Origin of the sequence: Nocardioides sp. J9, assembly GCF_007829375.1 — a bacterium.
Taxonomy (GTDB): domain Bacteria; phylum Actinomycetota; class Actinomycetes; order Propionibacteriales; family Nocardioidaceae; genus Nocardioides.
Genome location: NZ_VLJQ01000112.1, coordinates 1 through 24,890, shown reverse-complemented (window position 1 = coordinate 24,890; position 24,890 = coordinate 1). Strand labels below are relative to the sequence as shown.

The window sequence follows — 24,890 nt, the reverse complement described above, 5'->3', positions numbered from 1 at the left end:
CCCCTCCACCCCGCAGCCCGCCCCGGGCGCAGGTGGTGTCTCGTTCGCGTCGGTGCCGAAGATCCTCCTCGGCCTCGGCGCGTTCTGCCTGCTCGTGGCCGCGGTCATCTTCCTGGCCGTCTCGTGGTCGACCCTCGGCGTCGGCGGCCGGACGGCCGTCCTCGGTGGCTTCACCCTCACGGCCGGCGCGTCCGCCCTGCTTCTGCACCGCACCGGTCTCCGGATCGCAGGTGAGTCGCTGGTCGTGGTCGCCCTCGGCCTCCTGGCGCTCGACGTGTACGGTGCCGGGGCGGCCGGCTGGCTCGGCGACGACACCGGCGGCGGGACCAGCGTGGTGGCCGGCCTGACCGTCGCCGTCGCGTCCGTTCTCCTCGCCCTCGTCCGGGTCGGCAGCCAGCCGCGGCTGGTAGCGCCCCAGGTGATCGCCGGCATCGGCCTGACTGTCGCCTACGCGGGGCTCGTCGACATCACCGAGCACCACCTCCTCGCCGGCCACGCCATCACCGTCGTCGCGATCGCGGCGATCCTGCTCGGCCGCGCCACCGACCTCGTCCCGCTCCAGTGGTCGGTCACCGTCGCCGGCGGTCTCTCCTGGGTCGGCTCCGCCTCGATCGCCGCGACCGACGCGCTCTACGAGCCCGACCTCCACCAGCTCTGGTCCGACGGCTCCGGCTGGTCACTCCTCGTCACGGCGGCCGCGATGCTGGTCCCCGGCGCCCTGCTCCGCAACGAGCAGCTCGGCCTCGCCGGTGCCAGCGCTGCGGCGATGGTCGTCACCGGCGTGGTCACGCTGCCGAGCATCGACACCGACGCCACCACGTTCGGCCTGGTCGCCCTCGTCGCGACCGCCGCCTGGGTCGCCGCCCTCGCCCTCCTCCCCCGCCGGGTCCGCCCGATCGCCATCGCCCCGGCGGGTGCCGGCAGCCTCGTGCTGTGCGGGCTCGCGCTGCTGACCGGCAGCATCGCCGTCGTCCGCTGGGGTGAGTACACCCAGCCGTTCGCCAGCACCTTCGACGTCGTCGTCGACGGCCGGTCCCCCCAGACCGAGCCGCTGCTCCTCGTCCCGTCGCTGCTGGTGGTGCTCGCGTTCGTCGCCCTGCTGGTGACCGACCGCGACCGCACGGCCCTCCGCGGCTGGCTGGCACCGGCCGTCGTCGTGGCCGGCGTCGGCGCCGCCACCACGCTCGCGTCGTACGACGTGCAGCTGGCCCTGCCGGTCGCGGTGCTGCTGCTGACCGCGGCGGCCAGCGCGGCGTTCCGCAGCACTGAGGGCGTCGTGGGGGCGTTGGTCGTCGCCACCGGCGCGGGGGTCGTCGCGATCCCGAGCGCCCCGCTGACCGTGGTCGCTGCCGGGCTCGGCGCGGCGTTCGCCCTGACAGTCGCCCTGCTCGGTCGCGGCGGCACCAAGGTGGTCGGCGGCCTCGCGTTCACCCCGCTCCTCGCCCTGGCCGTCACCGGGCTGGTGCACTCCTTCGACGGCGGCGACACGTGGGTCGCGGTCCCGGTGCTGCTGGCCGTGGGCATCGCGGCCGTCGCCCTGCCGCGGACCGAGGTGGAGCTGACCGCGGTCGCGGCGGCGGTCGTCACGCTGCCGATCTCCCTCTCCGCGACCTACGACCTCGGCGGGCTGCTCGCCCTGTGGCTGGCCGTCGCCGGCTTCCTCGCCTGCGCCACCGCGCTGGTGAACGAGTCCCGTCGGCAGGTCGCGTGGCTCGGCGCCGCGCTGCTGATGCTCGCGACGTGGGTGCGCCTCGCCGACCTCGAGGTGCGGGAGCCGGAGGCGTACACGCTGCCGCTGGCCGCAGCCCTGCTCGCGCTCGGCGCGTGGAGGATGCACCGCTCCCCCGACGTCGGCTCCACCGAGGCACTGCTGCCCGGCCTGGTGCTCGCCACCGTCCCGACCCTGCTGTGGGCGCTCGGCGACCCGGTGTCGCTGCGGGCGCTGCTCCTCGGCGCGGCCTGCCTGACCCTCACCGTCGCCGGCGCCGCGATGCGCTGGAGCGCCCCGCTGCTGGTCGGTGCGAGCGTCGGCGCGGCGATCGTGCTCCGCGAGCTCGGGCCCTACGCGGGCGACGTCCCGAAGTGGGTCTGGATCGGCCTCGCCGGGGCGCTGCTGACCGTCGTCGGCATCACGTGGGAGCGGCGCCTGCTGGAGCTCCGCACGGCGGTCGGCTTCCTCGGCCGGTTGCGCTGACCGGACTGGTGCCCACCCTGTGACTCCGGTGACCCACCCCACAGGGCGACCTGCTAGACATCAGGGCATGGCTACCACTGCACTCGGGGGCAACCCCGTCCACACCGTCGGCGAGCTCCCGGCCGTCGGCGCTGCTGCCCCGTCCGTCGAGCTGGTCGGCGCCGACTTCGGCCCGGTCTCCCTGCCCGAGGGCCAGCGCACCGTTCTGAACATCTTCCCGAGCATCGACACCGGCACCTGCGCCGCGAGCGTGCGGAAGTTCAACGAGCTCGCCACGAGCCTCGAGAACACCACCGTCCTGTGCGTCTCACAGGACCTGCCGCCGGCGCTCAACCGCTTCTGCGGCGCCGAGGGCATCGAGAACGTCAAGGTCGGCTCGGCCTTCCGCTCGACCTTCGGTGACGACTACGGCGTCCGGCTGACCGACGGCAAGCTCGAGGGCCTCTTCGCCCGCTCGATCGTCGTCGTCGACGCCGACGGCAAGGTGCTCCACACCGAGCTCGTGTCCGAGATCGCGAACGAGCCCGACTACGACGCGGCCATCAAGGCCCTGGGCTGACCCGTCAGTCCCCCGTCGCGGGGTCCCAGAAGGCCCGCGACATGTCGAGGCCGCCGTTGCCGCGCAGCGGCGTGCCCTCGGCCAGGTAGGCAGCGCGAGCCCGGTCGTCGTGGCTGGCGGGGAGCGAGCCGTCCGCACGGACCACCCGCCACCACGGCACCGGGCCGCCGTGCCTGGCCATCACCGAGCCGACCTGGCGCGGCCCGCCTCCGACCACGGCCGCCACGGCGCCGTACGTCGTGACCCGGCCAGCCGGCACCTGCTCGACGACCTCGAGCACTGACTCGACGTACCCCTCGTCCACGAGGGACATCCAACACCGGCCCGGGGACGCCGAGAGCCCCGCCCGGCCGGACGGGGCTCTCAGGTGCTCCCTCGGTGCGGCAAACGCTCGTGGAAACGATCCGCAGCAGCCCGAGAAGTCGCGGCTGCGATCGTCTGGGACAACGACGTGCGCCCGCGTCGGGTTACGCACGGGGCGGCCGGGACGGCTGCCGGCGATGTCGCCACGGCCGACCGGTTTGCCTCAGTTTTGTGCAGATCCCTTGCGCCGGCCGTCGATTTTCGTGTGAGGTGCCACGCGGACACGCAAACGTCCACCTGCACCTATCTCGGAGGTCATCTTGAAGAAACTGGCATCCGGCGTCATCGCCGGCGCCGCGGCGCTCGCCCTGGGCGGCGCCATCATCCAGCCGGCTGAGGCGGACTCGCCGGACGACGGGCCGGTCCGGCAGGCCGCGGCCCACGCCAAGAAGCACGACCGCCCCGGCCCGAAGACCAGGGAGCAGCGAGCCGAGATGCGCAAGGCCCTCGAGCTGCTCGAGAACGGCAACGCGAAGCTCACCCAGCAGGCCGACGGCGGCGCGGTCGTGAAGCTGCGCAAGAACAAGTACGTCGAGTTCCCCGTCGACCGGACCGACAAGGTGCTCACGATGCTCGCGGAATTCGGCACGGAGGCGAACCCGGCCTACGGCACCGAGCCCGGGCCACTGCACAACGAGATCCCCGAGCCCGACCGCACCGAGGACAACTCGACGTACTGGGTCGAGGACTTCAGCAAGGCCCACTTCGACGAGATGTTCAACGGCGAGGGCGAGTCGTTCCGCGACTTCTACAAGGAGGCCTCCTCCGGCCGCTACGACGTCACGGTGACGACCGAGGACTGGGTGACGGTCCCGGGCAACGCGTCCAGCTACGGCGACAACGAGGTCGAGGACGACGGCGGCTCGTGGGCGTTCATCGCCGACACCGCGAACGCGTGGTACGAGGACCAGCTCGCGTCGGGCAAGACGCCGGAGCAGGTCGACGAGTACCTCTCGCAGTTCGACGTGTGGGACCGGTACGACTACGACAACGACGGCGACTTCAACGAGCCCGACGGCTACATCGACCACTTCCAGGCCGTGCACGCCGGCGGTGGCGAGGAGGCCGGCGCCGGTGACGACGCCATCTGGTCGCACCGGTGGTACGTCAACGGCGACCAGTACGGCCAGACCGGCCCGACGGTCGGCGACTCCGAGAACCTGTACGGCGGCACCCAGGTCGGCGAGTCGAGGTACTTCATCGGCGACTACACCGTCGAGCCCGAGAACGGCGGCCTGGGCGTGTTCGTGCACGAGTACGGGCACGACCTCGAGCTGCCGGACTTCTACGACACCGCCGGCGGCGAGAACGGCACCGGCTTCTGGACGGTCATGTCGTCCGGGTCGTGGCTGGGCCGCGCCGACGGCTCGATCGGCACCACGCCCGGCGGCTTCGGTCCCGAGGAGAAGCTCTTCCTCGGCTGGCTGGACTACACCGAGGTGGACGCCGGCGAGGAGGGTGCGTTCAAGCTGAGCCCGTCGCAGAAGACGATGAAGGGCCACGACCAGGCCATCAAGGTGAACCTGCCGGACAAGACGACCATCCGGGAGTACACGACACCGCCCGAGGGCGAGCACGCGTGGTGGTCCGGCCGTGGCGACAGCCTCGTCAACACGCTGACCCGCACGGTGCCGGCGGCGACGACGGTCGAGGTCGGCGCGGACATCTGGAACCAGATCGAGAAGAGCTACGACTTCCTGTTCGTGGAGTACTCCCTCGACGGTGGCTCCAGCTGGACGACGCTGGACAAGATCGACGGCTTCTCCGACTGGGCGAGCCACAGCTGGTCCTACGACGCCGGCGGCCAGGAGTCGATCCTGCGGTTCCGCTACAACACCGACGGCGGGCTCAACGAGGCCGGCGCGTTCATCGACAACATCGCGGTGACGGCGGACGGCACGACCTTCACCGACGGCGCCGAGGACGGCGACAACGGCTGGACCGCGGACGGCTTCACGATCTCGACCGGCACGGACACCAAGGTGACCCCGCGCTACTACCTGATCGAGAACCGTCAGTACGTCGGCTACGACGAGACCCTCGAGGTCGGGCCGTACAACTTCAGCGAGGCCTACACCCGGCCGGACTGGGTCGAGCAGTTCCCGTACCAGAACGGCATGCTCGTGTGGCTGGTCGACCTGGCCTACGCCGACAACAACACCAGCAAGCACGTCGGCGAGGGCTACGCCCTGCCGGTCGACGTCCGGCCGGACTCGCTGACCTTCCCGGACGGCACCAGCCCGACGAACCGGCGCGAGCCGTTCGACGCCACCTTCTCGAAGTCGCGCACCGACGCGGTGTGCCTGCACAAGCAGGTGGCGTCCGGTGACGACGTCGAGACGCTGGAGGCCTGTGCCCCGAGCGCCAAGGGGATCGCGACGTTCGACGACTCCGACCCTAACCGCTACTGGGCCGAGACCAACCCGTGGAACTCGGTGAAGGTCGTCGGTGCGGGCGTCAAGGCGCGGGTGCTCAACGAGAAGAAGGACGGCACGATCACCGTCCACGTCACCAACCCGTGACGCACCGGTTCGGCTGAGCCAGGACGACGAAGGGCCCCGCGATCCCGAGGGATCGCGGGGCCCTTCCGCGTCTCAGCCGGCCGAGCAGGTCAGCCGGTCAGCCGGTCAGTACGACGGCTGGCTGGGGTCGATCTGGTTGACCCAGGCCACCACGCCGCCGCCGACGTGGACCGCGTCGTCGTAGCCGGCGCCCTTGACGACGGCCAGGCACTCGGCGGAGCGGACACCGCTCTTGCAGTGCAGGACGACCTGCTTGCCGGAGTCGACCGGCGGCAGCTGGGAGAGCGCGTTGCCGTTGAGGAACTCGCCCTTGGGGATGAGGACCGCGCCCGGGATGTGGTTGATCTCGGCCTCGGCGGGCTCGCGCACGTCGACGAGGACGAAGTCGCGGCTGCCCTCCTCCTTCTCCTTGAGCATCGCGGCCAGCTGGGTGACCGAGATGGTCGAGTCGGCAGCGGCGTCCGCGGCCTCCTCGGAGATCGCGCCGCAGAAGGTCTCGTAGTCAATCAGGTCGGTGACCGTCGGGTTCTCGCCGCACAGCGCGCAGTTGGGGTCCTTGCGGACCTTCAGCTTGCGCCACTCGAGCTCGAGTGCGTCGTAGATGACGAGCTTGCCGATGGCGGGCTCCCCGGCGCCGATGAGGACCTTGATCGCCTCGTTGACCTGGATGGAGCCGATCTGGGCGCACAGCACGCCCAGCACGCCGCCCTCGGCGCACGAGGGGACCATGCCCGGCGGCGGGGGCTCCGGGTAGAGGCAGCGGTAGCAGGGGGCGTCGGGGGCCATCGTCGGCGCGAAGACCGAGGCCTGGCCGTCGAAGCGGTAGATCGAGCCCCACACGTACGGGATGCCGAGGAAGTACGCCGCGTCGTTGACCATGTAGCGCGTGGCGAAGTTGTCGGTGCCGTCCACGATGAGGTCGTAGCCGGAGAACACCTCGCGCACGTTGTCGTTGTCGAGGCGCTCGTTGTGCACGATGACGTTGACGAGCGGGTTGATCTCGGCGATCGACTCCTGCGCGGAGACGGCCTTGGGCCGGCCCACGTCGGACTGGCCGTGGATGACCTGGCGCTGCAGGTTCGACTCGTCGACCTCGTCGAACTCGACGATGCCGATCGTGCCGACGCCGGCCGCGGCGAGGTAGAGGAGCGCCGGGCTGCCGAGGCCGCCGGCGCCGATGACCAGGACCTTGGCGTTCTTCAGCCGCTTCTGGCCGTCCATCGCGACGTCGGGGATGATCAGGTGCCGGCTGTAGCGGCGGACCTCGTCGATGGTCAGCTCGTCGGCCGGCTCCACCAGCGCGGGAAAGCTCACGGGACTGCTCCTCGGTTCACAGTTCGGGGTGGGGGGTTCGTCCCGGTCCCAACGCCAGGTCGGGCCGGGGTGTTCCCAGTCCCTCCATGGTCCCCCCTCCGGTCCGGTGCCCGGACACCGCGTCCCAGCGTCTGGACGAGGCGCACCGACCGCGGCGTGACCCGGGACACCTGTCGGGACCCGGGGCTACCAGCGAGTAGGCTCCTCGCGTGGCAATGGAGCAGTTCGACCTCGACGAGTCCCGGCCGCGCGGTGTCCGACTCCCCCGGCGGGAGCGACGAGCGCAGCTGCTGTCCGCTGCGCTCGAGGTCTTCGTGGCCCAGGGCTACCACGCCGCGGCGATGGACGACATCGCCGAGCGGGCCGGGGTCTCGAAGCCGGTGCTCTACCAGCACTTCCCGGGCAAGCTCGAGCTCTACCTGGCGATCCTCGACGCCGCCTGCGACGCGATCATCGCCAACTGCCGCAAGGCGCTCGAGGCGACGCACGACAACAAGCAGCGCGTCGCGGCCGCGATCGACGCGTTCTACGCGTACGTCGGCCACGAGACCGGGGCGTTCCGGCTGGTCTTCGAGTCCGACCTGACCAACGAGCCCGCCGTCCGCGGGCACGTGGACCGGGTGACCACCGAGTGCGCCGACATGATCGCCGCCGTGATCGCGGAGGACACCTCGCTCCCCGAGGCCGCCTCCCGCCTGCTCGCGGTGTCGCTGGTCGGCATGGCGCAGGTCAGCGCCCGGTTCTGGATGTCCGACACCGACAACGGCATCACCGGCCTCAGCCGCGACGAGGCGACCGCCCTGGTGTCCGCGCTCGCGTGGCGCGGCATCGGTGGCTACCCGAAGGCCGACGAGCCGCAGGCCGGCTGACCGGCCCGGCAGCCCCGCTGGGCGACCCGGGACCCCGGGTGACCAGCCCGGGCCTAGGCTGAACCCGTGAACGGCCCCGGAGGCGCGGCCGTACCCCCGGAACGAGGAGAGTGACATGACCGTCGAGGTCAAGATCGGTGTGCAGCAGACGGCCCGTGAGCTCGTCATCGAGACCGACGACACCAACGAGGGTGTCGCCGCGCAGGTCACCGAGGCGCTGTCGTCGCCGGACGGCGTGCTGACCCTCAAGGACACCAAGGGCAAGGTCACCGTGGTCCCGGTCGCCAAGCTCGCCTACGTCGAGATCGGCCGCAGCACCACGGGCCAGGTCGGCTTCCGTTCCTGACCCGGCCGACACCTCCTCCCGAGGAGGCGTGCCGCACCGGCCGCCGGAACCAACCCGCGGCCGCAAGCGTTGCACAGGTGACCGACCCCGGGAGGTGGCCCGTGCTGCAGTTCCGCTTCGCCGCGCTCAGCGAGACCGGCCCCGTGCGTGAGCACAACGAGGACGCCGGGTTCGCCGGCCCATACCTGCTCTGCGTCGCCGACGGCGTCGGCGGTGCCGCCGCGGGCGAGGTCGCCTCGGCGACGACGACCTACGTGCTCAGCGCCCGGGCGCTCGCGCACCCCGGCATGGAGCCGACCCGGCTGCTGCACCTCGCCGCGGACGAGTCGCACGAGCAGCTCGCCGCCGGCGTGGCCGCCGACCCGGCCCGCACCGGGATGGCCACCACGCTGACCGCGGTGCTCACCGACGGCGAGCACACCGCGCTCGCCCAGGTCGGCGACTCCCGCGCCTACCTGCTGCGCGAGGGCCGGCTGACCCAGATCTCGCACGACCAGACGATGGTCCAGGCCCTGGTGGACGCCGGGCGGCTCACGCCGGAGCAGGCCGCCACGTCGCCGTACCGCCACGTCGTGCTGCAGGCCATCGGCGCCGACCACGCCCCCGAGCCGGTGGTGCAGCCGCTCGACCTGCGCCCCGGCGACCGGCTCCTGCTGTGCAGCGACGGCCTGAGCGACGTCGTCTCCCCCGCCGCGCTGCAGATGCTGGGCGGGCTCGAGTCGCGCAGCATGGCCGCCGAGCGGCTGGTGCTCGCCGCGGTCGACAGCGGCACCCGCGACAACGTCACGGTCGTGGTCGCCGACGTCGTCGACGCCCCCGGTGTCGTCGGCACCGGCATCGTGCTGGGCGCCGGCGTCGACCTCGGCCACGTGGTCGACCCGACCGCGGTGCGCCCCCTCCGCTCCGCCTGAGCCCGTCTGAGCCCGTCCGGACCTGCCAGGAGCCGGCCCGAGCGGCGCGGAACGACCCGGCGCCCGTCGGCGGCGAGTCCTACACTGGTGGGGTGAGTGTGACGCGGATCTACGAGTACGCGCGCCTGTGGGTGCCGCTCTACGACGCCGCCTCGCTCGCCGTCACCCGGCCGGTCTACCTCATCGAGGCCGCCGACGGCTTCGAGGGGATCGCCGCGGAGAAGAACACCACGCTGATGGGCGTGTTCAACGACCTCGGCCGCCAGGGCTGGCGGATCGACGTGGCGGCGCAGCGGGTGCACCACCCCTCGCCGGAGTTCCAGATGCTCATCGACGCGACCCTCGACGAGGCCGACCACGCCACGTCCCCCGCCGAGCTCGCCAGCGCGGTCGGCACCGGCGGCGACCCGGCGGGCGCCGTCTCCGAGTTCGACGTCTACGGCATGCGCCGCCGGGCTGACTGACCCACCGGGTCAGGCGAACAGGTCGCCGAGCTCGTCGACGCGCTCCAGCGCCTGCGCCATCGAGAACTGGTCGAGCCCGAGCGGGTCCTCGGCGCCCTCGGCGACCTCGTCCCAGGTGATTGGGGTGGCGACCTGGGGACGCGGCGTGGCACGCAGGGAGTACGGCGCGACGGTGGTCTTGGAGCCGGCGTTCTGCGACCAGTCGAGGAACACCTTGCCCCGCCGGCGGGCCTTGGTCATCGTCGCGGTGACCAGGTCACCGCGTGCGGCCTGCAGCTCCTCGGCGATCTCCTTCGCCAGCTCGCTGGTCTCCTCCGACGGCAGCGGCTCGTCCAGCCGCGCGTAGAGGTGCAGGCCCTTGCTGCCGCTGGTCACCGGGATCGCGTCGAGGCCGCGCCCGGCCAGCGCGTCGCGGGCGAGCAGCGCCACGGTGCAGCACTCGTGCAGCCCCGCGCCCTCGCCGGGGTCGAGGTCGATGACGACCCGGTCGGCACCGACGGGCGTGCCGTCGTCGTCGACGGTCCACTGGTGCACGTGCAGCTCGAGGGCGGCCAGGTTGACCGCCCACACCAGGGTCGCGAGCTGGTCGATGATCGGGAACCGCAGGGTGTCCCCGTCCGCACGGGGGGCTCCGCCCCCCGTGGACCCCCCGGAACGACGCAGCCGGCTGCCGGTGGTCGGGACGTCGACGGTGCGCACCCACGCCGGGGTTCCGGCGGGCGCATTCTTCTCGAAGAAGCTCATGTCGCCGACGCCGTGGGGCCACCGGATCCGGGTGACCGGGCGGCCGGCGAGGTGCGGCAGCATCACCGGCGCGACCCGCGCGTAGTAGTCGAGGACCTCGCCCTTGGTGGTGCCGGTGGCGGGGAAGAGCACCTTCTCGAGGTTGGTCAGCCGCATCGTGCGGCCCTCGACGTCGACGTGCACCTCGGTCTGCGGGTGGTCGGCCTTCTTCGCCATCAGCTCGGCTCCTGGAAGAGGTCGTCGGGCGTGAGGTCGCTGCGCACGCCCTGGTACGACGGCTGGCGCAGCCGTGCGTAGCCGGCTCCGTGCGTGTCGATGTCGACGACCACGACCGGCTCCACCCAGTAGGTGCCCTTCGCGTCGACCCGCGGCACCTCGTCGGCGAACGGGTTGGTGCTGCTGGCCAGCGGCTCGAGGACCCCGGCGAGGGTACGCGCCTGCTTCGGGCCGATGCCGCTGCCGACCCGGCCGCGGTAGAGCAGCCCGTCGGCGGTCGGCTCCCCCACCAGCAGCGCCCCGAGCCGGTCGGTCGACCCGGTCTGCGGGCGCCAGCCGCCCACGACGAACGAACCGCGGTGGCGGTGCGCGAACTTCAGCCAGTGCTGGGTGCGCTGGCCGGGCCGGTAGGTCGAGTCGACGCGCTTGCTGACGATCCCCTCGAGCCCCTGCGCGCGGGTGGCCTCGAGCAGCATCGCGCCGTCGTCGTACTCCGGCGGGACCTGCCAGCCGGCACGGGACAGGTCGAGGTCGCCCAACCGGCGGCGGCGCTCCTCCAGCGGCAGGCCGCACAGGTCCTCGCCGCCGAGGCGGAGCAGGTCGAAGACCATGAAGGTGGCCGGGACCCGCTCCGCGAGGCGGGCGACGGTGGCGGCCTTGCGCACGTGCATCCGGTCGGCGAGCACCCGGAAGTCGGGCACGCCGCGCTCGTTGAGCGCGATGATCTCGCCGTCGACGACGGTGTCGTCGCCGACGTCGGGGGCGACCGCGAGCTCGGGCCAGGCGGCGGTGATCCGGTTGCCGTTGCGGCTGGTCATCGTGACCACGCCGTCGGCGACCCGGGTGAGGGCGCGGACGCCGTCCCACTTCACCTCGTGGCGCCACACCTCCCCCGGCGGGACGTGCTTGCCCGGGGAGGCGAGCATCGGGAGCAGGTCGGGCACGGGCCCATCATGCCGTCAGCCGGGTGACCACGTGCTCTGCGATGGCCAGGCTCGACGTGGCGGCGGGCGACGGGGCGTTGCGCACGCACAGCACCCCGTCGAGGTTGTCGATGCGGAAGTCGTCGACGAGGGTGCCGTCGCGGTCCACGGCCTGCGCGCGCACGCCGAAGCCGGCGCGCACGACGTCGTCGGCCGCGATGCCGGGCACGTAGCGCTGTGCCTGGCGCAGGTAGGCGCGCACGGAGAGCGAGCCCCGGACCTCGGTGACGCCGGTGCGCCAGTGCTGCCGGGCCATCCGCCAGAAGCCGGGCCAGGCCAGCGTGCTGGCCAGGTCCGCCGGCCGGACCGAGCGTCGGCGGTAGCCGTCGCGGTGCGGCGCCAGCACCGCGTTCGGCCCGACCTCGAGGCCACCGCCGACGCGGCGGGTGAAGTGGACGCCGAGGAAGGGGTAGCGCGGGTCGGGCACCGGGTAGACCATCCCCCGCACGAGGTCCTGCTTCTCGCGGCGCACCGCGAGGTACTCGCCGCGGAAGGGGACGATCCGCGGGTCCGCCTCGCCGCCGGCCAGCCGGCCGAGCCGGTCGGACTGCAGCCCGCCGCACAGCACCAGCCGGTCGACGTCGTACGACGAGCGCGGGGTGCTGACCCGCACCCGACCCGCGACCCGGGAGATCGCGGTGGCCGGTGTGGAGCAGTGCACCTCCCCTCCGGCGGCCTCGATGTCGGCAGCCAGTCGGCGGGCGACGGCGACGTAGTCGGTGATCGCGGTGTGCGGCGAGTGCAGCGCGGCGAGGCCGACCGCGTGCGGCTCGACCTCGCGCAGGGCGGCCGCGTCGAGGCGGCGCAGGCCGGGCACGCCGTTCTCGGTCGCGGTGCGCTCGAGGGCGTCGAAGCGGTCGGCCTCGGCGGGGTCGACGGCGACCACGACCTTGCCGCACTCGTCGTACGGGAGGCCGTGCTCGGCGCAGTAGTCGCGCAGCAGCAGCCGGCCGCGGGTGCACAGCGTCGCCTTGAGGCTGCCGGGGCGGTAGTAGATCCCGGCGTGCACCACCCCGGAGTTGTGGCCGGTCTGGTGGGCGCCGACCTCGACCTCCTTCTCCAGGACGACCACCCGGGTGCCGGGCCGGCGGAGGGTGATCTCGCGGCCGACCGCGAGCCCGACGATGCCGCCGCCGACGATGCCGATGGTGTCGAGGGAGTGCGCCACGAGCCCCATCGTCCCAGTCGCGAGCCGCACCGGCGTGTCCGGACGCCCCCGCGGTGTCCCCGCGGCGGCGTAGTCTGACCGCATGCGTGCGATCTGGAAGGGGGCCGTCTCGTTCGGCCTCGTCAGCGTGCCGGTCAAGCTCTACAGCGCGACCGAGAGCCACGACGTGTCGTTCCGGCAGGTGCACGCGAAGGACGGCGGCCGGATCAAGTACCAGCGCGTGTGCTCGATCGACGGCGAGGAGGTGCCCTACTCCGACATCGCCAAGGGCTACGAGACCGAGGACGGCGAGATGGTCGTCCTCACCGACGAGGACATGGCCAACCTCCCCACGACCTCCTCCCGCGAGATCGCGGTCGAGAAGTTCGTGCCCGCCGACCAGATCGACCCGATGCTCTTCGAGAAGAGCTACTACCTCGAGCCGGAGAGCTCCGGCGCCAAGCCGTACGCCCTGCTGCGCCAGGCGCTGCGCGAGTCGAAGCGGATGGCCGTCGTCACCGTCGCCCTGCGCCAGCGCACCACCACCGCCGTGCTCCGCGTGCGCGAGACCGAGGCCGGCGACGTGATCGTGCTGCAGACGATGATGTGGCCCGACGAGATCCGCCAGCCGGACTTCAGCGTCGAGGTCGGCGAGGTCAAGGACGCCGAGGTGAAGATGGCGCAGATGCTCATCGAGACGCTCTCCGGCGACTTCGACGCCTCCGAGTTCGAGGACGACTACGCCGAGGCCGTCACCGCCGTGGTCCGCGCCAAGATCGAGGGCGGCGAGGTCCAGCGCACCGAGACGTCGACGAAGACCGGCGGCGAGGTGGTCGACCTGCTCGCCGCGCTGCAGCGCTCCGTCGAGGCGGCGAAGACCAGCCGCGGCGAGGAGCCGGAGGAGAAGCCGGCGAAGAAGACCACCGCCAAGAAGGCCGCAGCGAAGAAGGCGCCCGCGAAGAAGTCCGCCGCGGCGAAGAAGACTGCGGCGAAGAAGACCACCGCCAAGAAGGCCGCAGCGAAGAAGACGGCGGCCCGGAAGGCCAGCTGACCCGCCACGCCCGGTCGGGGGTCAGGAGGTCGCGTCCTCCGCGCGGTCGATGAGGTCCTTGACCACGTCGATCGAGCGGATCCGGCCGCTCAGCACGGGCGTGTTGAGGTCGGACAGCAGCGCGGTCGGGATGCCGATCAGCTCCGCGTCGTTGTTGATCGCCATGCCGCCGGAGTTGCCGGGGGCGATCCGGGCGTCGGTGTCGAGCTCGGAGCGCGGGCCCAGCTCGGGGTCGTTGATGATCGTCGAGACCACGCCGGTGGTGACGGTGATCGAGTCCTCGGACCGGGCGACCGCCGGGAAACCGAGCACGGTCACGTCGTCGCCGGCGCGCAGCTCGGCCGAGGTGCCGACCGGGACGGTGGGCAGGTCGACCTCGTCGTCGAGGTCGCTGCCGTCGGCGTTGGCGTAGACCTGAATGACGGCGACGTCGAGGAGGCCGTCGGCCTCGACCACCCGGGCCCGGTAGGTCGGCTCGGAGTTCATGTCGGTCATGCCGTCGGTGAGGTGGATGAGGAGGTACTCCGGGTCCTCGATGGTGGGTCCGGAGTACTGCTCGCTCAGCCCGGGCGACGCCGGGGCGGCGACGTGGGCGTTGGTGAGGATCAGACCGTCCTCGCGGATGATCGAGCCGGACCCGCCGTAGCTGACCGGCCGCCCGATCTCGTCGGTGGTCTCCGCGGTGATCTTCACGGTCGCGGCCTTGGCAGCGTCGAGCTCGGCGTCGGTGAGCGTGTCCATCGACGACGTGCCGCCGGTCGGGTCGGGTCGCTCGCCGGTGGTCGGCGCGCCGTCGTCGTCGCGGCCGATGAGCAGGGCTGCGCCGAGGACACCCACGACGAGGAGCAGGCCCGCAGCGACCGCACCGACGATCGCGAGGCGGCGGCGCAGGCGGCGCCGCGCGATCCGGCGCTCCTCCTCCGCGGCGGACAGGATCGGCACGAGGGTCAGCTCGGTGCCGGCGACCGGGTGACCCAGGCGTACGGCGACCCGCTCGTCGAAGTGGCGGACGTCGACCCGGCGACCGTCGAGCCAGCTGCCCTCGTTGGAGAGGTTCGTGTAGACCCACCCGCCCGGCTTGGCGTCGATCCGCCCGTGCACCCGGGAGCAGGCCGGGTCGGCGACCACGACGGTGCAGTCCCCGCGCCGGCCGACGGTGACCTGCGCCGGGTGGCGGAAGCGGTGCTCGCGCCCTTCGACGACGAGGAGCAGGTCGGGACCGGTGCGCTGCGGCGGCGGGGCGCCGTAGCCCGGCGGCCCCTGCCGCGGGGTCGCGGCCAGGACCTGGGTCGCGTCGTTGCCCTCGATCGCCGGCGGCAGCCCGGGCGCGCCCCCGGGACGGTCGCCCGGGAACCCGCCCGGACGCTGGCCCGCCGGCGGACCCGACGGTGGGCCGACGGGCGGTCCGGACGGCGGCGGAGCGGGGAACGACGGCGCGGGGAACGGGGCGGACGGGGGTGCCGACGGCGGCGGACCGACCGGGCCGGCGGCGCCCGGGGCACCACCGGGGGCGAAGCGCGAGGGCGCCCCCGCGGGCGGCGGGAACGCGGCGGACGGCATGCTCGTCGGCTCGTCGAGCTGGTCGGGCATCGGGGGCGGCGGGGCCGGCGCCGCAGGCGTGGCCGACGCGTCGTCGTACTGCTCGGCGGGGACGACGACCAGCTCCGCGCCCGGGGCGGCCGGCCCGCAGCGGACCGCGGTCCGGCGGTCGATGCGGTGCTCGGCGACCTGCTGGCCCTCGACGAAGGTGCCGAACTGGCTGCCGGCGTCGACGAGGACCCACCCGCCGTCGCCCTGGCGGATCTCGGCGTGCTGGCGCGACACCGAGCCCGCCGTCAGCACGACGTCGGCCTCGATCGCCCGGCCGATGCGGTAGGACGACTTCCCGTCGAGGCGCAGGACGCGTCCGTCGACCTCGACCACGAGCGCGCCACTGGACATGGCCGACACCCTAGGCGCCCGGCACCGGCGCGGCCGCGACCGGGCGGCGCACCTGGACGGTGGTGTTGCGGACCTGGATGCGCGCACCCTCGACGAGCTCGATCGTGCGGTCCGGCTCGAGCAGGAAGTTCTGCCCGCCGGGGTAGGCGACCGGCCAGGAGAAGTCCGACGCGTTGTGCAGGCCCCAGCGCTCACGCGCCTCGGGGTGCTGGCGCACGCGGGCGACGACGGTGGGCTGGTCGATGCCGGAGGTGAGGTGGTCCGAGCGCAGCGTGGTCTGCGGACCGACCGCGACGGTGCGCCGCCCCACCTGGAGGAGGTACGGCGGCTGGAACTGCGTCCGGTCCTGCCAGCAGGTCACGGTGTCGGTGTCCGGGGCCCAGAAGTTCGTGGTGCCGCACGTCGGACAGGCGAGCATGCCGTCGCGGAGCCGGTCCATCGCCTTGATCCACTGCCCCTCGGTCACCCGTGCGCCGGGCTGGTCGATGCCGTCCACGAAGGCCTGCACGAACAGGTCACGCAGGAACTTCGGGTAGATGTTCCAGTACTGCTGGACGATCTGCGCGGGCCGGTTCTCGGTGCGCTCGGGGTGCATGCAGAACAGCGGGTCGGTGCCGAAGTGGGTCATCAGCCAGTGCGCGTCGCGCATCCCGGCGTCGGTGCGGGCGCCCTCGAGCGGGTGGCCGAGGAAGAGCGCGTAGAAGAGCAGCACCGCGAGCGAGTGCCGGTCGGTGTCGGTGTTCGGCAGCGTCCGGTAGGTCGTGTCGCGCACGACCTCGGGCGCCATGAAGTAGGGCGTGCCGAGCACCCGGCCGGTGCCGTTGTCGATGCCGACGTTGTCGTTGTCGCAGATCAGCACGTCGCCGTTGGTGGGGTCGAAGAAGACGTTGCCGAACGAGATGTCGCGGTAGCACAGCCCGCGGGCGTGCAGCCGCAGGAAGCTGTAGCTGAGCTGGCGGCAGAGCTCGATGATCGACGAGAAGGACACGTCGAGCGGGTTGCCGTCGCGGTCGGCGTTGAGGAGCAGGTAGCTGAGCTCGAGGAAGCGCTGGTGGCGCAGGTGCATGACGTAGCCGAAGCTCGGCTCGGTGGCCACGCGGGCCATGCTCAGCGGCCACAGGAACCGCTGGTGCGGCGAGCCGATCTCGACGAGCTGCTGCATCTCGTCGTACTGCTGCGCGGTCGCGCTCTCCGGCTTGTACCACTTCAGGGCGAGCGGCTCCCCGGAGTCGCGGCGCACCTCGAACACGTAGCCCTGTCCGCCCTGGCCGAGCAGCGACGTCACCCGGGCTCGCCCCAACGGGCCGAGGTCGACCTCGACGCCCTCTGCCAGCACCATCGGCGTGCCCGACCTCCGTGATCGCGTTCGTTGACCCGTGACAGGCTATAACCTCGACAGATCGGGGATAGTTGAAACCCGGGACCCTGTAAGGAGGCCGCGATGAGCGACCGGCTCGGTGGCGCACTGGCGCGCAMGCCACTGCACTTCATCTTCGTGCTCGACGTGTCGGGCTCGATGCTGCGCGGCGGCCGCATCCAGGCGCTCAACAACGCCATCACCGAGGTGCTCCCCCACCTCAAGGACGAGGCGCGGGCCAACCCGCACGCCGAGCTGCTCATCCGCGTGCTGGCGTTCGCCAACGAGCCGCAGTGGGTGATCGAGGAGCCGACGCCGGTCGACCAGATCCACTGGAAGCGCCTCGAGGCGGTCCCCCGCGGGTTCACTGAGCTCGGCAGCGCGCTGCAGACCCTCGCCGGCGCGCTCGACCACCTCGACGAGTCCAGCAGCGCGTTCCCGCCCGCGATCATCCTGGTCTCCGACGGCCGGCCCACCCAGAGCAGCGGGGTCTCGTTCGCCGAGGGCCTGCAGACGCTGCTCAACAACCGGTGGGGCGCGACGGCCGTGCGGCTCGCGCTGGGAGTGGGCCGCGACGCCGACATGCACTCCCTGCGCCGGTTCATCGGTGACGAGGACGTGCCGTTGCTGCGTGCGGACAACCCCGAGCAGCTCGTCGAGTACATCATCTGGGCGTCCAAGGCGGCCAGCAAGGTCGCCTCCCGTCCCGTCGTCGGCCCCGGCACCGGCGTCAACGCGGCGCCCCCGAGCCCGATCGGTGACCCGATCTGGAGCACGCTCGCATGACCGTTCGCTGGACGACGCTGTCCGGCTCATCGATCGGGTCGGTGCACGTCCGCGACCAGCTGCCGCTGCAGGACGCCGTCCTCACCTGGACCGACCCGAACGCCGGTCACGCCGTGGTCGCGGTCGCCGACGGCCACGGGCACAAGCTCCATTTCCGCAGCGACACCGGGGCGGCGCTCGCGGTCGTCAGCGCCGTGGAGGAGCTGCGCCGCATCCTTCCCGAAGTGGTGGCCGCCGACGACCCCTCCGTCGCCGAGGAACTGCTCCGCACCGCTGCTGACGGCCTGGTCAGCACGTGGGGCGCCAAGGTCCGCCACCACGTCGAGGCCCACCCGTACGCCGAGGCGGAGCTCGCGCTCGGCGCCGGCGAGGACGTGCTCCGGGCCTACGGCTCCACCGTCCTCGCGTGTGCGGCGGTGGGCGACCTGGTGCTCTTCCTGCAGATCGGTGACGGCGACTCGGTGCTGGTCTCGGCGCACGGCGAGGCCGACCGCCCGCTGCCCGAGGACCCCTCGCTGGACGGGCTGCACACCAGCTCGCTGTGCCAGCCGCGGCCGCTGGAGGCACTGCGCACGGCCGTCGTGGACGCCCGCGTCGACGACGTCGCACTGGTCTTCCTGTGCACCGACGGCTTCGGCCGGCCGCGCGTCGACAGCGCCGGCTGGTGGCGCGAGACCGGGCAGCAGCTGCTGGAGTTCAGCCGGAGCCGTGGGCTGCACTGGCTGGCCGAGCCGGCGCAGGTCGGCGGCGACGACACCACCATGGCGCTGCTGGTGCGCTCCGACGTGGCCGGGATCGATCGCCCGGACCTGGCCGACACCGTCCCGGTGCCGGAGACCGCCGGCGACTGACCGGCCGCCCCTCCCGGGTCAGGCACCCTCGCCGGGCCACCACTCCTCGAGCTTCTGCAGGTCGCCGTCGAAGCTCCAGGCGATGCCGTAGCAGTTGCAGTCGGCCTTGTTCCAGTCCCAGTAGAGCGCGGCCGTGCCGTCCTGCAGGTAGGCGTAGTAGGCGCCCTCGCCCTTGCCCTCGCCGAAGCGCCACGTGCCGCCGCCGCCCTGGGTGCCGGCCTCCTTGTACTTGCCCTTGTAGTACTGGCGGTCCTCGACCAGGCCCTTTCGGGTGCTGTAGCGGCCGACGTTGACGACGATGCCGTCGACGTCCGCCTCGCACGCGCTCTCCTCGGTCTCGCCGGCGAAGAAGGTGCGCTGCCGCGCGCAACCGGCGACGTCCATGTTGATCTTGATGAACTCGCGCAGCACCGGGTGGGCCGGCGCGGTGGGGACGGCGACCCGCGGAGTGGTCGCCTTGTAGAGCTGGCCCAGCGTGTCGATGTCCGCGCTGCCGGTGGCGGTCAGGGTCGCCGACTGCAGGGCTGTCGTGCTGTCCCAGTAGACGATGGCCGGGTCGCTGGTGCCGCCGCGCTCGGGGTCGAACTCGTAGAAGGCGGTCGAGCCGTTGTCGGCGACCAGCGTCCCGGCGCGGTAGTCCAGCCGCGCCTCCCGCGCCGCCTCAGCCGCTGCCTGGTCGGTGTAGGTCACCAGCCGGAGCTTCCCGGCGTTGACCGTGCACTCGACGACCTCGTCCTGGTCCTTGCCGGGGTCGGCCGCCTCGCAGTCGGAGGCGTCGGCGGTGATCGAGCCGGCCAGCGCGTCGTAGCGCTCGTCGATCGCGGCGGGGTCGACGTCGACCGCCGGGGTGTCCGGCGGACCGGGCGGGTCCTCCTTGCCGCCACCGCTGGTGGCGACCACGACGCCGGCGATGATGCCACCGACCACGACGACGCCCGCGACCGCTGCCGCGGCCCACACCACCGGCCCCTTGCCCTTCTTGCCGGGTGGGGTCGGGGCGAAGCCGGGCCCGGGCTGCCAGCCCCCCGAGGCTTGCGACGGGGTCGGGCCCGCCGGCGGGGCGGCGGTCGGCGGCGGCAGGTGGCCGGACGGTCGGGCCGAGCGGTAGCGCAGCACGAGGGCCTCGGGGACCTTGCCCACGGCGTACCCGAGCACGGCGGAGGCCCAGCTGGCGGCGCCCTGGTCGGCGCCGCCGCGCTCGCGGGCGAGCCGGGCGCCGGCCTCCTCGACCGCGCGGGAGACGTCGGCGCCGCTGTCGATCATGGCGACCAGCGGGGAGAGCACGTCGAAGCGGACGGCGTCGACGAGCAGGTTGATGTCGCCGGTCGTGGCCTGCCGCTCCTCGAGCACGTCGTCGAGCACGCCCCGGAAGCCGGTCGCGTCCGAGAGCATGGAGTCGCCGTGCTCGACGACGACGGAGCGGATCGCGTCGTGGAGCTCCATCAGACCGCCGAGCCCAGCTCGGCGACGAGGCCCGAGATCCGCTCGGCGACCTCGGCCGCGGTGCGCGGCCGGTCCTTCACGTCCGCGGCCAGGGCCGCCTCGACCAGGTCGCGCGCCGACGCCGGGAGCTCGTCGGACAGGGTCGGCTGCGAGGCGAGGATCGAGCGCACGAGCAGCAGCGGCTCGGTGCCCTTGAGCTCGCCGTAGACGCCCTTGCCGGTGATCGCGAAGTGCAGCGAGGCGCCGAGCGACCAGATGTCGCTGGCGCGCGAGGCCTGCGCGCCGAGCATGATCGCCGGGTCGGTGAACTCCAGGCCGATCTGGCCCAGGCCGGTGGTGACCATGCCCGGGGACAGCAGCTGGGACAGGCCGAGGTCGGCGAGCCGGCCCCCGTCCTCGGCCAGCAGGATGTTGGCGGGCTTGATGTCGCGGTGCGCGATGCCGCGCTCGTGCAGGGCGTGCGCGGCCAGCGCGGCGTCACGCACGGCGGCTACCCGGGCCGCGGTGCCGAACTGCCCGTGCGGGCTCTCCAGCGAACCGAGCGGGAGGTACTCCATCGCGTAGTAGAACGCGCCACCGTGGCGGCCGGCGTCGTAGACGGCGACGAGGCGGTCGGAGTCGGCGACGCTGAAGTGCTTGAGCTCGCGGGTCGCGCGGCGGAAGGCGTCGTCCGACGTCGGACCGGCGATGACCTTGACGACGACCTGCTCCGCGGGGATCCCCAGCCGGGCAGGCGCCTTCGCGAGGTAGTTGGTGCCGTAGTTCGACTCGCCCAGGGGGCGGACGAACTCGTAGTCAGCGATTCCCTGCACGAGGTCCTCCGTGGTGTCTGTCGGGCCGGGGAGCCAACGCCCAGCCAAGGTCCCAGCATGGCACGGTGCCACCCACTTGCGACCCGGAAACCCTCCACTCTTCCCGCAGGAAGTGCAAGGATTCATCAGACGCGGAGCCGGGTAGCCGGTTAGCGTTCCGGACGCCATCAGCGACCTAGGAGGCGCGTTGATCGATCCTTCGGCGGCATCCGTCGTCCCCACCACCGATCCGTCCACCTACCTGCCGGCGCAGCCCATCACGGGCGACCTGACCGACCAGATGCTGGAGACGGACTTCTGGACCGATGACCTCGTCGCGTCGGCCGGCATCCCGATCGTCGACGTCCCCTTCGTGACGGTCGGCGGCGGCATCGGCAGCTTCGTGACCGTGGACTACCTGCGCATCGCCGGCGTGCCGACGTCGCAGATGCGCGTCCTCAGCACCCTCGACTTCCCCTGGCAGACCTACGAGTACCTCACCCGGGTCTCCCAGGTGCCCCGCCCCGAGCGGATCCGGTCCGACTCGGCGTCGCGCCCGGACAACATCTGGGGCTTCCCGTCGTACGGCTTCGCCGAGGGGGTGAAGAAGTTCAACCCCAAGGTGCTCTGGCAGCTGTTCAGCGAGCCGATCTTCGCCGACTACTACACGCCCAAGGCCGGCAACGTGTTCGAGCAGCTCGAGCGCGAGTCGAAGCGGATCAACTACGACGAGATGCTCGTCAAGGGCCTGGTGCGCATCGTGCGGCGCCGGTACGGCGGCGGCTACTTCACGATCCTCACCCCGCCCGCCGGGGCGTCGGCGACCAAGCGCGTCGCGTTCCGCTCGCAGTACGTGCACCTCGCGGTCGGCTACCCTGGCCTGAAGTTCCTCCCCGAGCTCCAGCGCTACCGCACCGAGAACAACGACTACCAGCACATCGTCAACGCCTACGAGGCGCACGAGCACGTCTACGAGCGGCTCGTGCAGAAGCCGAGCACGGTGCTGGTGCGCGGCGGCGGCATCGTCGCCTCCCGCATCCTGCAGCGGCTGATGGACGACCGCGAGAAGTTCGGCGCGCAGACCAACATCGTGCACCTGTTCCGCACCTACATCACCGGCACCAACGACGGCTACGGCAACGAGTCCGACCCGCGCCCCGGCGGTGGGCGGACCCGCGTGACGATGCGCCGCCGCGGCGGCAACGGCTGGGCCTACCAGGGCTTCAACTACCCGAAGTCGGTGTGGGGCGGGCAGCTCAAGGCGCAGGTGCGCAACCTCGAGGGCGAGGAGCGCGCCGAGCTCTACAAGCGCATGGGCGGCACCAACACCCCGTGGCGCAAGCTCTGGCAGAAGCAGATGAACCAGGGCAGGCGCGAGGGTTGGTACAACTGCGTCGTCGGCACCGTCGACGCGATGGAGCCGTCCGGCGACCGGATCGTCAACCACGTCCGCACCGCCCACGGGGTCGTGCCGATCGAGGTCGACTTCGTCATCGACTGCACCGGCCTCGAGGCCGACATCGCCGAGCACCGGCTGCTCAAGGACCTGCTCGAGCACGGCGGCGCGAGCCGCAACCCGGTCGGCCGGCTCAACGTCGACCGGTCGTTCGAGCTGATCGGCACCGGGTCGGGCAACGGGGCGATGTACGCCTCCGGCGCGACCACGCTGGGCGGTTACTTCCCGGGCGTCGACACCTTCCTCGGGCTGCAGGTCGCCGCGCAGGAGATCTACCTCGACCTCAACAAGCGCGGCTTCTGCAAGAAGATCGGGCCGGTCCGCTCGACCGTGCAGTGGTGGAAGTGGCTGGCCGGGAGCACGCCGTGACCGCCCGCACCCCCCTGTCCGCCTCGACCCCCGGAGCGCGCTGATGCTGCCCACCCTGAACGGACGGATCCAGACCCGGATCTTCATGCTCGTCGTGTTCGGCGGGCTGATCACGCTGGTGCTGACGCCGATCCTGCCCGGCGACCCGGACTACCGGACGACGTACCTCATCCTCGCTGCCGTCCTGGTGCTCGGCATCGTGTGGGAGCTCGTCTACCACGTCATCCAGCAGTTCCGGTGGGAGAAGGACTGGCCCACCATGTTCGGCCTGATCACCGCGCTCAACGAGGGGGCGCTCGTGTGGCTGCTCCTCGACCTCGAGCTGGTGCCGGGCATCGACTACCCCAGCGACGGCGTCCCCTTCTGGGCCTTCTTCATCGACTTCACGGTGATCTGGCTCGTCGTGTGGATCTGGACCAACGGACCGATGCGGGTGCCGTTCATCCGCTGGCGCTTCTTCGGTGGAAGGATCGTGTGACCCATGGCTGCCACTACTGCTGACGACTGGTCCCGGGCGAGCATCGTTCCCGGCTCCGGCGAGGGCACGCTCGCCCGCGTCGGCCCGGTCGTGCTGCTCGTCGGCTCGACCGACCCGGACGTCGTCCGCCCCTACCTCGAGCACGCCGAGATCGTCGCGGCCAACGGCGGCCAGGGTCGCCAGCTGGTCCGCGGCTACGCGCTGATGCTGTCGACCGCGGTCGACCAGTCCCCCGGCTTCGCCGCCCTCGCGCCGCACTCCACCGGCCTGGCGGTCTTCGTCGACGGCGACGTCACGGTCACCGTTGACGGCGAGTCGTTCAGCGGCGCCGACTCCCTGGCGTGGGTCGAGCGGTTGATCCCGTGGCCGGTCGAGTCGGTCGCCGTCACCCTGCCCGGTGCCACGGCCCCCGCCGCCGACTCGCCGTACCGCCTCGACGGGGGTGTCGTGCCCGCCGCCTCGTTCACCCTCGGCTCCGGCGCCGCCGGAGCCGTGATGGTCGCCGCCCAGCCGGCCGCCACCGAGGACCAGGCGTCCGTGGTCACCGGCGAGCATCCTGCTGCCGCCGCTCACGAGCAGGACCAGGACCACGGGCACGACCACGGGCACGACCACGGGCACGGGCACACCGCGCACCGCCCGCCCGCACCGCCCGAGCCCCCGGCCCCCGAGCCGGTCGTCGCCTCGGCCCCGCAGCCGGTCGCCGAGCCCACCCCTGCGCCCGCTCCCGAGCCGCCTGCGCCGGTCGCCCCCGTGGCGGGCCGCCCGCTGCCGCCGCAGCCAGCCGACGAGCAGGTGAGCTTCCAGTCGGTCCTGCTCAGCGAGGTCGACGACGACATGGACGACTTCGAGCCGCTCCCGATCGTCGAGGACGAGTCGGACGTCGTCGAGCAGGCGCCCCAGGAGCAGGTCCGCGGCGTCTACTGCAAGAACCGCCACTTCAACGACCCGCGCGTGCTCTTCTGCTCCGTCTGCGGCATCAACATGGTCCAGCAGACCCCGGTGCTCGTGAACGGTCCCCGCCCGCCGCTCGGCGTGATCGTGCTCGACGACGGCTCGGTGTTCCAGCTGGACACGCCGTACCTCCTCGGCCGCGACCCCGGCGTCGACGAGCGGGTCGCCGCCGGCGAGTTCCGCCCGCTGCCGATCATCGACCAGTCCAACCAGGTCTCCCGGGTCCACGCCCGCCTCGAGATGCGCGGCTGGGACGTCGTGCTGATCGACAACAACTCGACCAACGGCACCTACGTCCACGTCCCGAAGACCCCCGACTGGGTGCGGATGCCCCCCGGCACCGAGCAGGTGCTCACCCAGGGCACCCGCGTCCGCATCGGCCACCGCACGCTCGCGTTCAACACGCACGCGGGGGCGAGCTCGTAGCTGCTGGTGGCGCTCCTCAGAGGGCTTCGGTTGCGTAGCCGGCAGAGTTCTGAGAGGCAGCGACGAGGGAGTACGGCGGGCGGCTGGGTTGGCCTGTCGGCTTGCGGTGGCGTGGGCGGGGCGCGGGTCGGTCCCGGCGGGCTGCGGTTGCGTAGTCGGCACAGTTCCGAAAGGCAGCGACGAGGGAGTACGGCGGGTGGCTGGCTCCGGCGGTCGGCCTGCGGTCGCGTCGGCACCGCCGGCTCCCGGTGGTTGAGGTGCGACGAGCGCTAGCGAGGAGCCTCGAAACCACCGGGCGTTCAAGGCAGGCTGTGGATCGTAGATTCTGGAGAATCCCCAGTCCACAGGGCTCTTC

General features: G+C 72.3%; 22 protein-coding genes. 13 read left to right on the top strand and 9 right to left on the bottom strand.

Annotated elements, in window-relative coordinates; translation table 11 throughout:
* A partial coding sequence (locus L615_RS19430; RefSeq protein ID WP_222430628.1) for an SCO7613 C-terminal domain-containing membrane protein occupies positions 1 to 2,194 on the top strand: 2,194 nt, incomplete at its 5' end.
* Positions 2,195 to 2,261: 67 nt separating this feature from the next.
* Positions 2,262 to 2,753, top strand: coding sequence for a thiol peroxidase (tpx, locus tag L615_RS19425; RefSeq protein ID WP_028657144.1), 492 nt, complete (start codon positions 2,262 to 2,264; stop codon positions 2,751 to 2,753).
* 4 nt (positions 2,754 to 2,757) lie between these two features.
* On the opposite strand, the gene L615_RS19420 is transcribed toward tpx, so the two are convergent.
* Positions 2,758 to 3,066: an MGMT family protein gene (locus tag L615_RS19420; RefSeq protein ID WP_028657145.1), complete on the bottom strand. Its 309-nt coding sequence runs from the start codon at positions 3,064 to 3,066 to the stop codon at positions 2,758 to 2,760.
* Between the two features lie 310 nt (positions 3,067 to 3,376).
* Between L615_RS19420 and L615_RS19415 the strand changes: the two genes are divergently transcribed.
* Positions 3,377 to 5,638: an immune inhibitor A domain-containing protein gene (locus L615_RS19415; protein WP_145726178.1), complete on the top strand. Its 2,262-nt coding sequence runs from the start codon at positions 3,377 to 3,379 to the stop codon at positions 5,636 to 5,638.
* Between the two features lie 105 nt (positions 5,639 to 5,743).
* On the opposite strand, the gene moeZ is transcribed toward L615_RS19415, so the two are convergent.
* The gene (moeZ, locus tag L615_RS19410; RefSeq protein WP_028657147.1) at positions 5,744 to 6,952 is read right to left on the bottom strand and encodes an adenylyltransferase/sulfurtransferase MoeZ; all 1,209 of its coding nucleotides are present in this window, start codon (positions 6,950 to 6,952) and stop codon (positions 5,744 to 5,746) included.
* Between the two features lie 215 nt (positions 6,953 to 7,167).
* Between moeZ and L615_RS19405 the strand changes: the two genes are divergently transcribed.
* From L615_RS19405 to L615_RS19390, 4 genes are all read left to right on the top strand, one after another.
* Positions 7,168 to 7,821 (top strand): TetR/AcrR family transcriptional regulator, encoded by a 654-nt coding sequence (locus L615_RS19405; protein ID WP_028657148.1) that lies wholly within the window; start codon positions 7,168 to 7,170, stop codon positions 7,819 to 7,821.
* Between the two features lie 115 nt (positions 7,822 to 7,936).
* The gene (locus L615_RS19400; RefSeq protein ID WP_028657149.1) at positions 7,937 to 8,167 is read left to right on the top strand and encodes a DUF3107 domain-containing protein; all 231 of its coding nucleotides are present in this window, start codon (positions 7,937 to 7,939) and stop codon (positions 8,165 to 8,167) included.
* Positions 8,168 to 8,244: 77 nt separating this feature from the next.
* Positions 8,245 to 9,078, top strand: a complete 834-nt coding sequence (locus L615_RS19395; protein ID WP_186449943.1) for a PP2C family serine/threonine-protein phosphatase — start codon at positions 8,245 to 8,247, stop codon at positions 9,076 to 9,078.
* A 92-nt stretch (positions 9,079 to 9,170) separates the two neighbouring features.
* Positions 9,171 to 9,542, top strand: coding sequence for a hypothetical protein (locus L615_RS19390; protein WP_145726176.1), 372 nt, complete (start codon positions 9,171 to 9,173; stop codon positions 9,540 to 9,542).
* A gap of 9 nt (positions 9,543 to 9,551) precedes the next feature.
* Here L615_RS19390 and L615_RS19385 read toward each other — a convergent pair whose 3' ends face one another.
* Genes L615_RS19385 through lhgO form a run of 3 tightly spaced genes read right to left on the bottom strand, consistent with a single transcriptional unit; the run spans position 9,552 to position 12,653 of the window.
* Entirely contained in the window at positions 9,552 to 10,502 is a 951-nt protein-coding gene (locus tag L615_RS19385) for a DNA polymerase domain-containing protein (protein WP_036519259.1), read from the bottom strand.
* On the bottom strand, positions 10,502 to 11,446 hold the full coding sequence (ligD, locus tag L615_RS19380; RefSeq protein WP_145726175.1) for a non-homologous end-joining DNA ligase: 945 nt from the start codon (positions 11,444 to 11,446) through the stop codon (positions 10,502 to 10,504). Before ligD ends, L615_RS19385 begins: the two co-directional genes overlap by 1 nt.
* A 7-nt stretch (positions 11,447 to 11,453) precedes the next feature.
* Positions 11,454 to 12,653: an L-2-hydroxyglutarate oxidase gene (gene lhgO, locus L615_RS19375; protein WP_261376770.1), complete on the bottom strand. Its 1,200-nt coding sequence runs from the start codon at positions 12,651 to 12,653 to the stop codon at positions 11,454 to 11,456.
* A gap of 82 nt (positions 12,654 to 12,735) precedes the next feature.
* Here lhgO and L615_RS19370 point away from each other — a divergent pair, with 82 nt between their 5' ends.
* The gene (locus tag L615_RS19370; RefSeq protein WP_028657154.1) at positions 12,736 to 13,683 is read left to right on the top strand and encodes a Ku protein; all 948 of its coding nucleotides are present in this window, start codon (positions 12,736 to 12,738) and stop codon (positions 13,681 to 13,683) included.
* A 21-nt stretch (positions 13,684 to 13,704) separates the two neighbouring features.
* Here L615_RS19370 and L615_RS19365 read toward each other — a convergent pair whose 3' ends face one another.
* Positions 13,705 to 15,624: an FHA domain-containing protein gene (locus L615_RS19365; protein WP_028657155.1), complete on the bottom strand. Its 1,920-nt coding sequence runs from the start codon at positions 15,622 to 15,624 to the stop codon at positions 13,705 to 13,707.
* Positions 15,625 to 15,634: 10 nt separating this feature from the next.
* Positions 15,635 to 16,963 carry a protein kinase domain-containing protein gene (locus tag L615_RS19360; RefSeq protein ID WP_051486262.1) on the bottom strand — a complete coding sequence of 443 codons (1,329 nt, stop codon included), beginning with the start codon at positions 16,961 to 16,963 and terminating at the stop codon, positions 15,635 to 15,637.
* Between the two features lie 102 nt (positions 16,964 to 17,065).
* Here L615_RS19360 and L615_RS19355 point away from each other — a divergent pair, with 102 nt between their 5' ends.
* Complete coding sequence (locus tag L615_RS19355; RefSeq protein WP_145726173.1) at positions 17,066 to 17,767, top strand: VWA domain-containing protein; 702 nt, start codon at positions 17,066 to 17,068, stop codon at positions 17,765 to 17,767.
* Positions 17,764 to 18,618 (top strand): protein phosphatase 2C domain-containing protein, encoded by an 855-nt coding sequence (locus tag L615_RS19350; protein WP_145726172.1) that lies wholly within the window; start codon positions 17,764 to 17,766, stop codon positions 18,616 to 18,618. Before L615_RS19355 ends, L615_RS19350 begins: the two co-directional genes overlap by 4 nt.
* Positions 18,619 to 18,636: 18 nt before the next feature.
* Here L615_RS19350 and L615_RS19345 read toward each other — a convergent pair whose 3' ends face one another.
* Both L615_RS19345 and L615_RS19340 read right to left on the bottom strand, forming a co-directional pair.
* Positions 18,637 to 20,061 (bottom strand): hypothetical protein, encoded by a 1,425-nt coding sequence (locus L615_RS19345; RefSeq protein WP_145726171.1) that lies wholly within the window; start codon positions 20,059 to 20,061, stop codon positions 18,637 to 18,639.
* Positions 20,061 to 20,873: a protein kinase domain-containing protein gene (locus L615_RS19340; RefSeq protein WP_145726170.1), complete on the bottom strand. Its 813-nt coding sequence runs from the start codon at positions 20,871 to 20,873 to the stop codon at positions 20,061 to 20,063. The genes L615_RS19345 and L615_RS19340 overlap by 1 nt, the downstream gene beginning before the upstream one ends.
* A gap of 187 nt (positions 20,874 to 21,060) precedes the next feature.
* On the opposite strand from L615_RS19340, the gene L615_RS19335 reads away from it, so the two are divergent.
* The 3 genes from L615_RS19335 to L615_RS19325 are packed head-to-tail and all read left to right on the top strand — an operon-like array spanning position 21,061 to position 24,535.
* The gene (locus L615_RS19335; protein ID WP_198020304.1) at positions 21,061 to 22,677 is read left to right on the top strand and encodes a hypothetical protein; all 1,617 of its coding nucleotides are present in this window, start codon (positions 21,061 to 21,063) and stop codon (positions 22,675 to 22,677) included.
* A gap of 43 nt (positions 22,678 to 22,720) precedes the next feature.
* The gene (locus tag L615_RS19330) at positions 22,721 to 23,155 is read left to right on the top strand and encodes a hypothetical protein (RefSeq protein ID WP_145726169.1); all 435 of its coding nucleotides are present in this window, start codon (positions 22,721 to 22,723) and stop codon (positions 23,153 to 23,155) included.
* 3 nt (positions 23,156 to 23,158) lie between these two features.
* A complete protein-coding gene (locus L615_RS19325; protein ID WP_145726168.1) occupies positions 23,159 to 24,535 on the top strand; it encodes an FHA domain-containing protein in 1,377 nt (458 codons plus the stop codon).
* Positions 24,536 to 24,890: the final 355 nt, after the last annotated feature.

Coding starts and splice junctions, on each gene's coding strand:
- tpx (WP_028657144.1), top strand. CDS start 2,262: ATGGCTACCACTGCACTCGGGGGCAACCCCGTCCACACCGTCGGCGAG.
- L615_RS19420 (WP_028657145.1), bottom strand. CDS start 3,066: ATGTCCCTCGTGGACGAGGGGTACGTCGAGTCAGTGCTCGAGGTCGTC.
- L615_RS19405 (WP_028657148.1), top strand. CDS start 7,168: ATGGAGCAGTTCGACCTCGACGAGTCCCGGCCGCGCGGTGTCCGACTC.
- L615_RS19400 (WP_028657149.1), top strand. CDS start 7,937: ATGACCGTCGAGGTCAAGATCGGTGTGCAGCAGACGGCCCGTGAGCTC.
- L615_RS19385 (WP_036519259.1), bottom strand. CDS start 10,502: ATGGCGAAGAAGGCCGACCACCCGCAGACCGAGGTGCACGTCGACGTC.
- L615_RS19370 (WP_028657154.1), top strand. CDS start 12,736: ATGCGTGCGATCTGGAAGGGGGCCGTCTCGTTCGGCCTCGTCAGCGTG.
- L615_RS19365 (WP_028657155.1), bottom strand. CDS start 15,624: ATGTCCAGTGGCGCGCTCGTGGTCGAGGTCGACGGACGCGTCCTGCGC.
- L615_RS19360 (WP_051486262.1), bottom strand. CDS start 16,963: ATGGTGCTGGCAGAGGGCGTCGAGGTCGACCTCGGCCCGTTGGGGCGA.
- L615_RS19350 (WP_145726172.1), top strand. CDS start 17,764: ATGACCGTTCGCTGGACGACGCTGTCCGGCTCATCGATCGGGTCGGTG.
- L615_RS19345 (WP_145726171.1), bottom strand. CDS start 20,061: ATGGAGCTCCACGACGCGATCCGCTCCGTCGTCGTCGAGCACGGCGAC.
- L615_RS19330 (WP_145726169.1), top strand. CDS start 22,721: ATGCTGCCCACCCTGAACGGACGGATCCAGACCCGGATCTTCATGCTC.
- L615_RS19325 (WP_145726168.1), top strand. CDS start 23,159: ATGGCTGCCACTACTGCTGACGACTGGTCCCGGGCGAGCATCGTTCCC.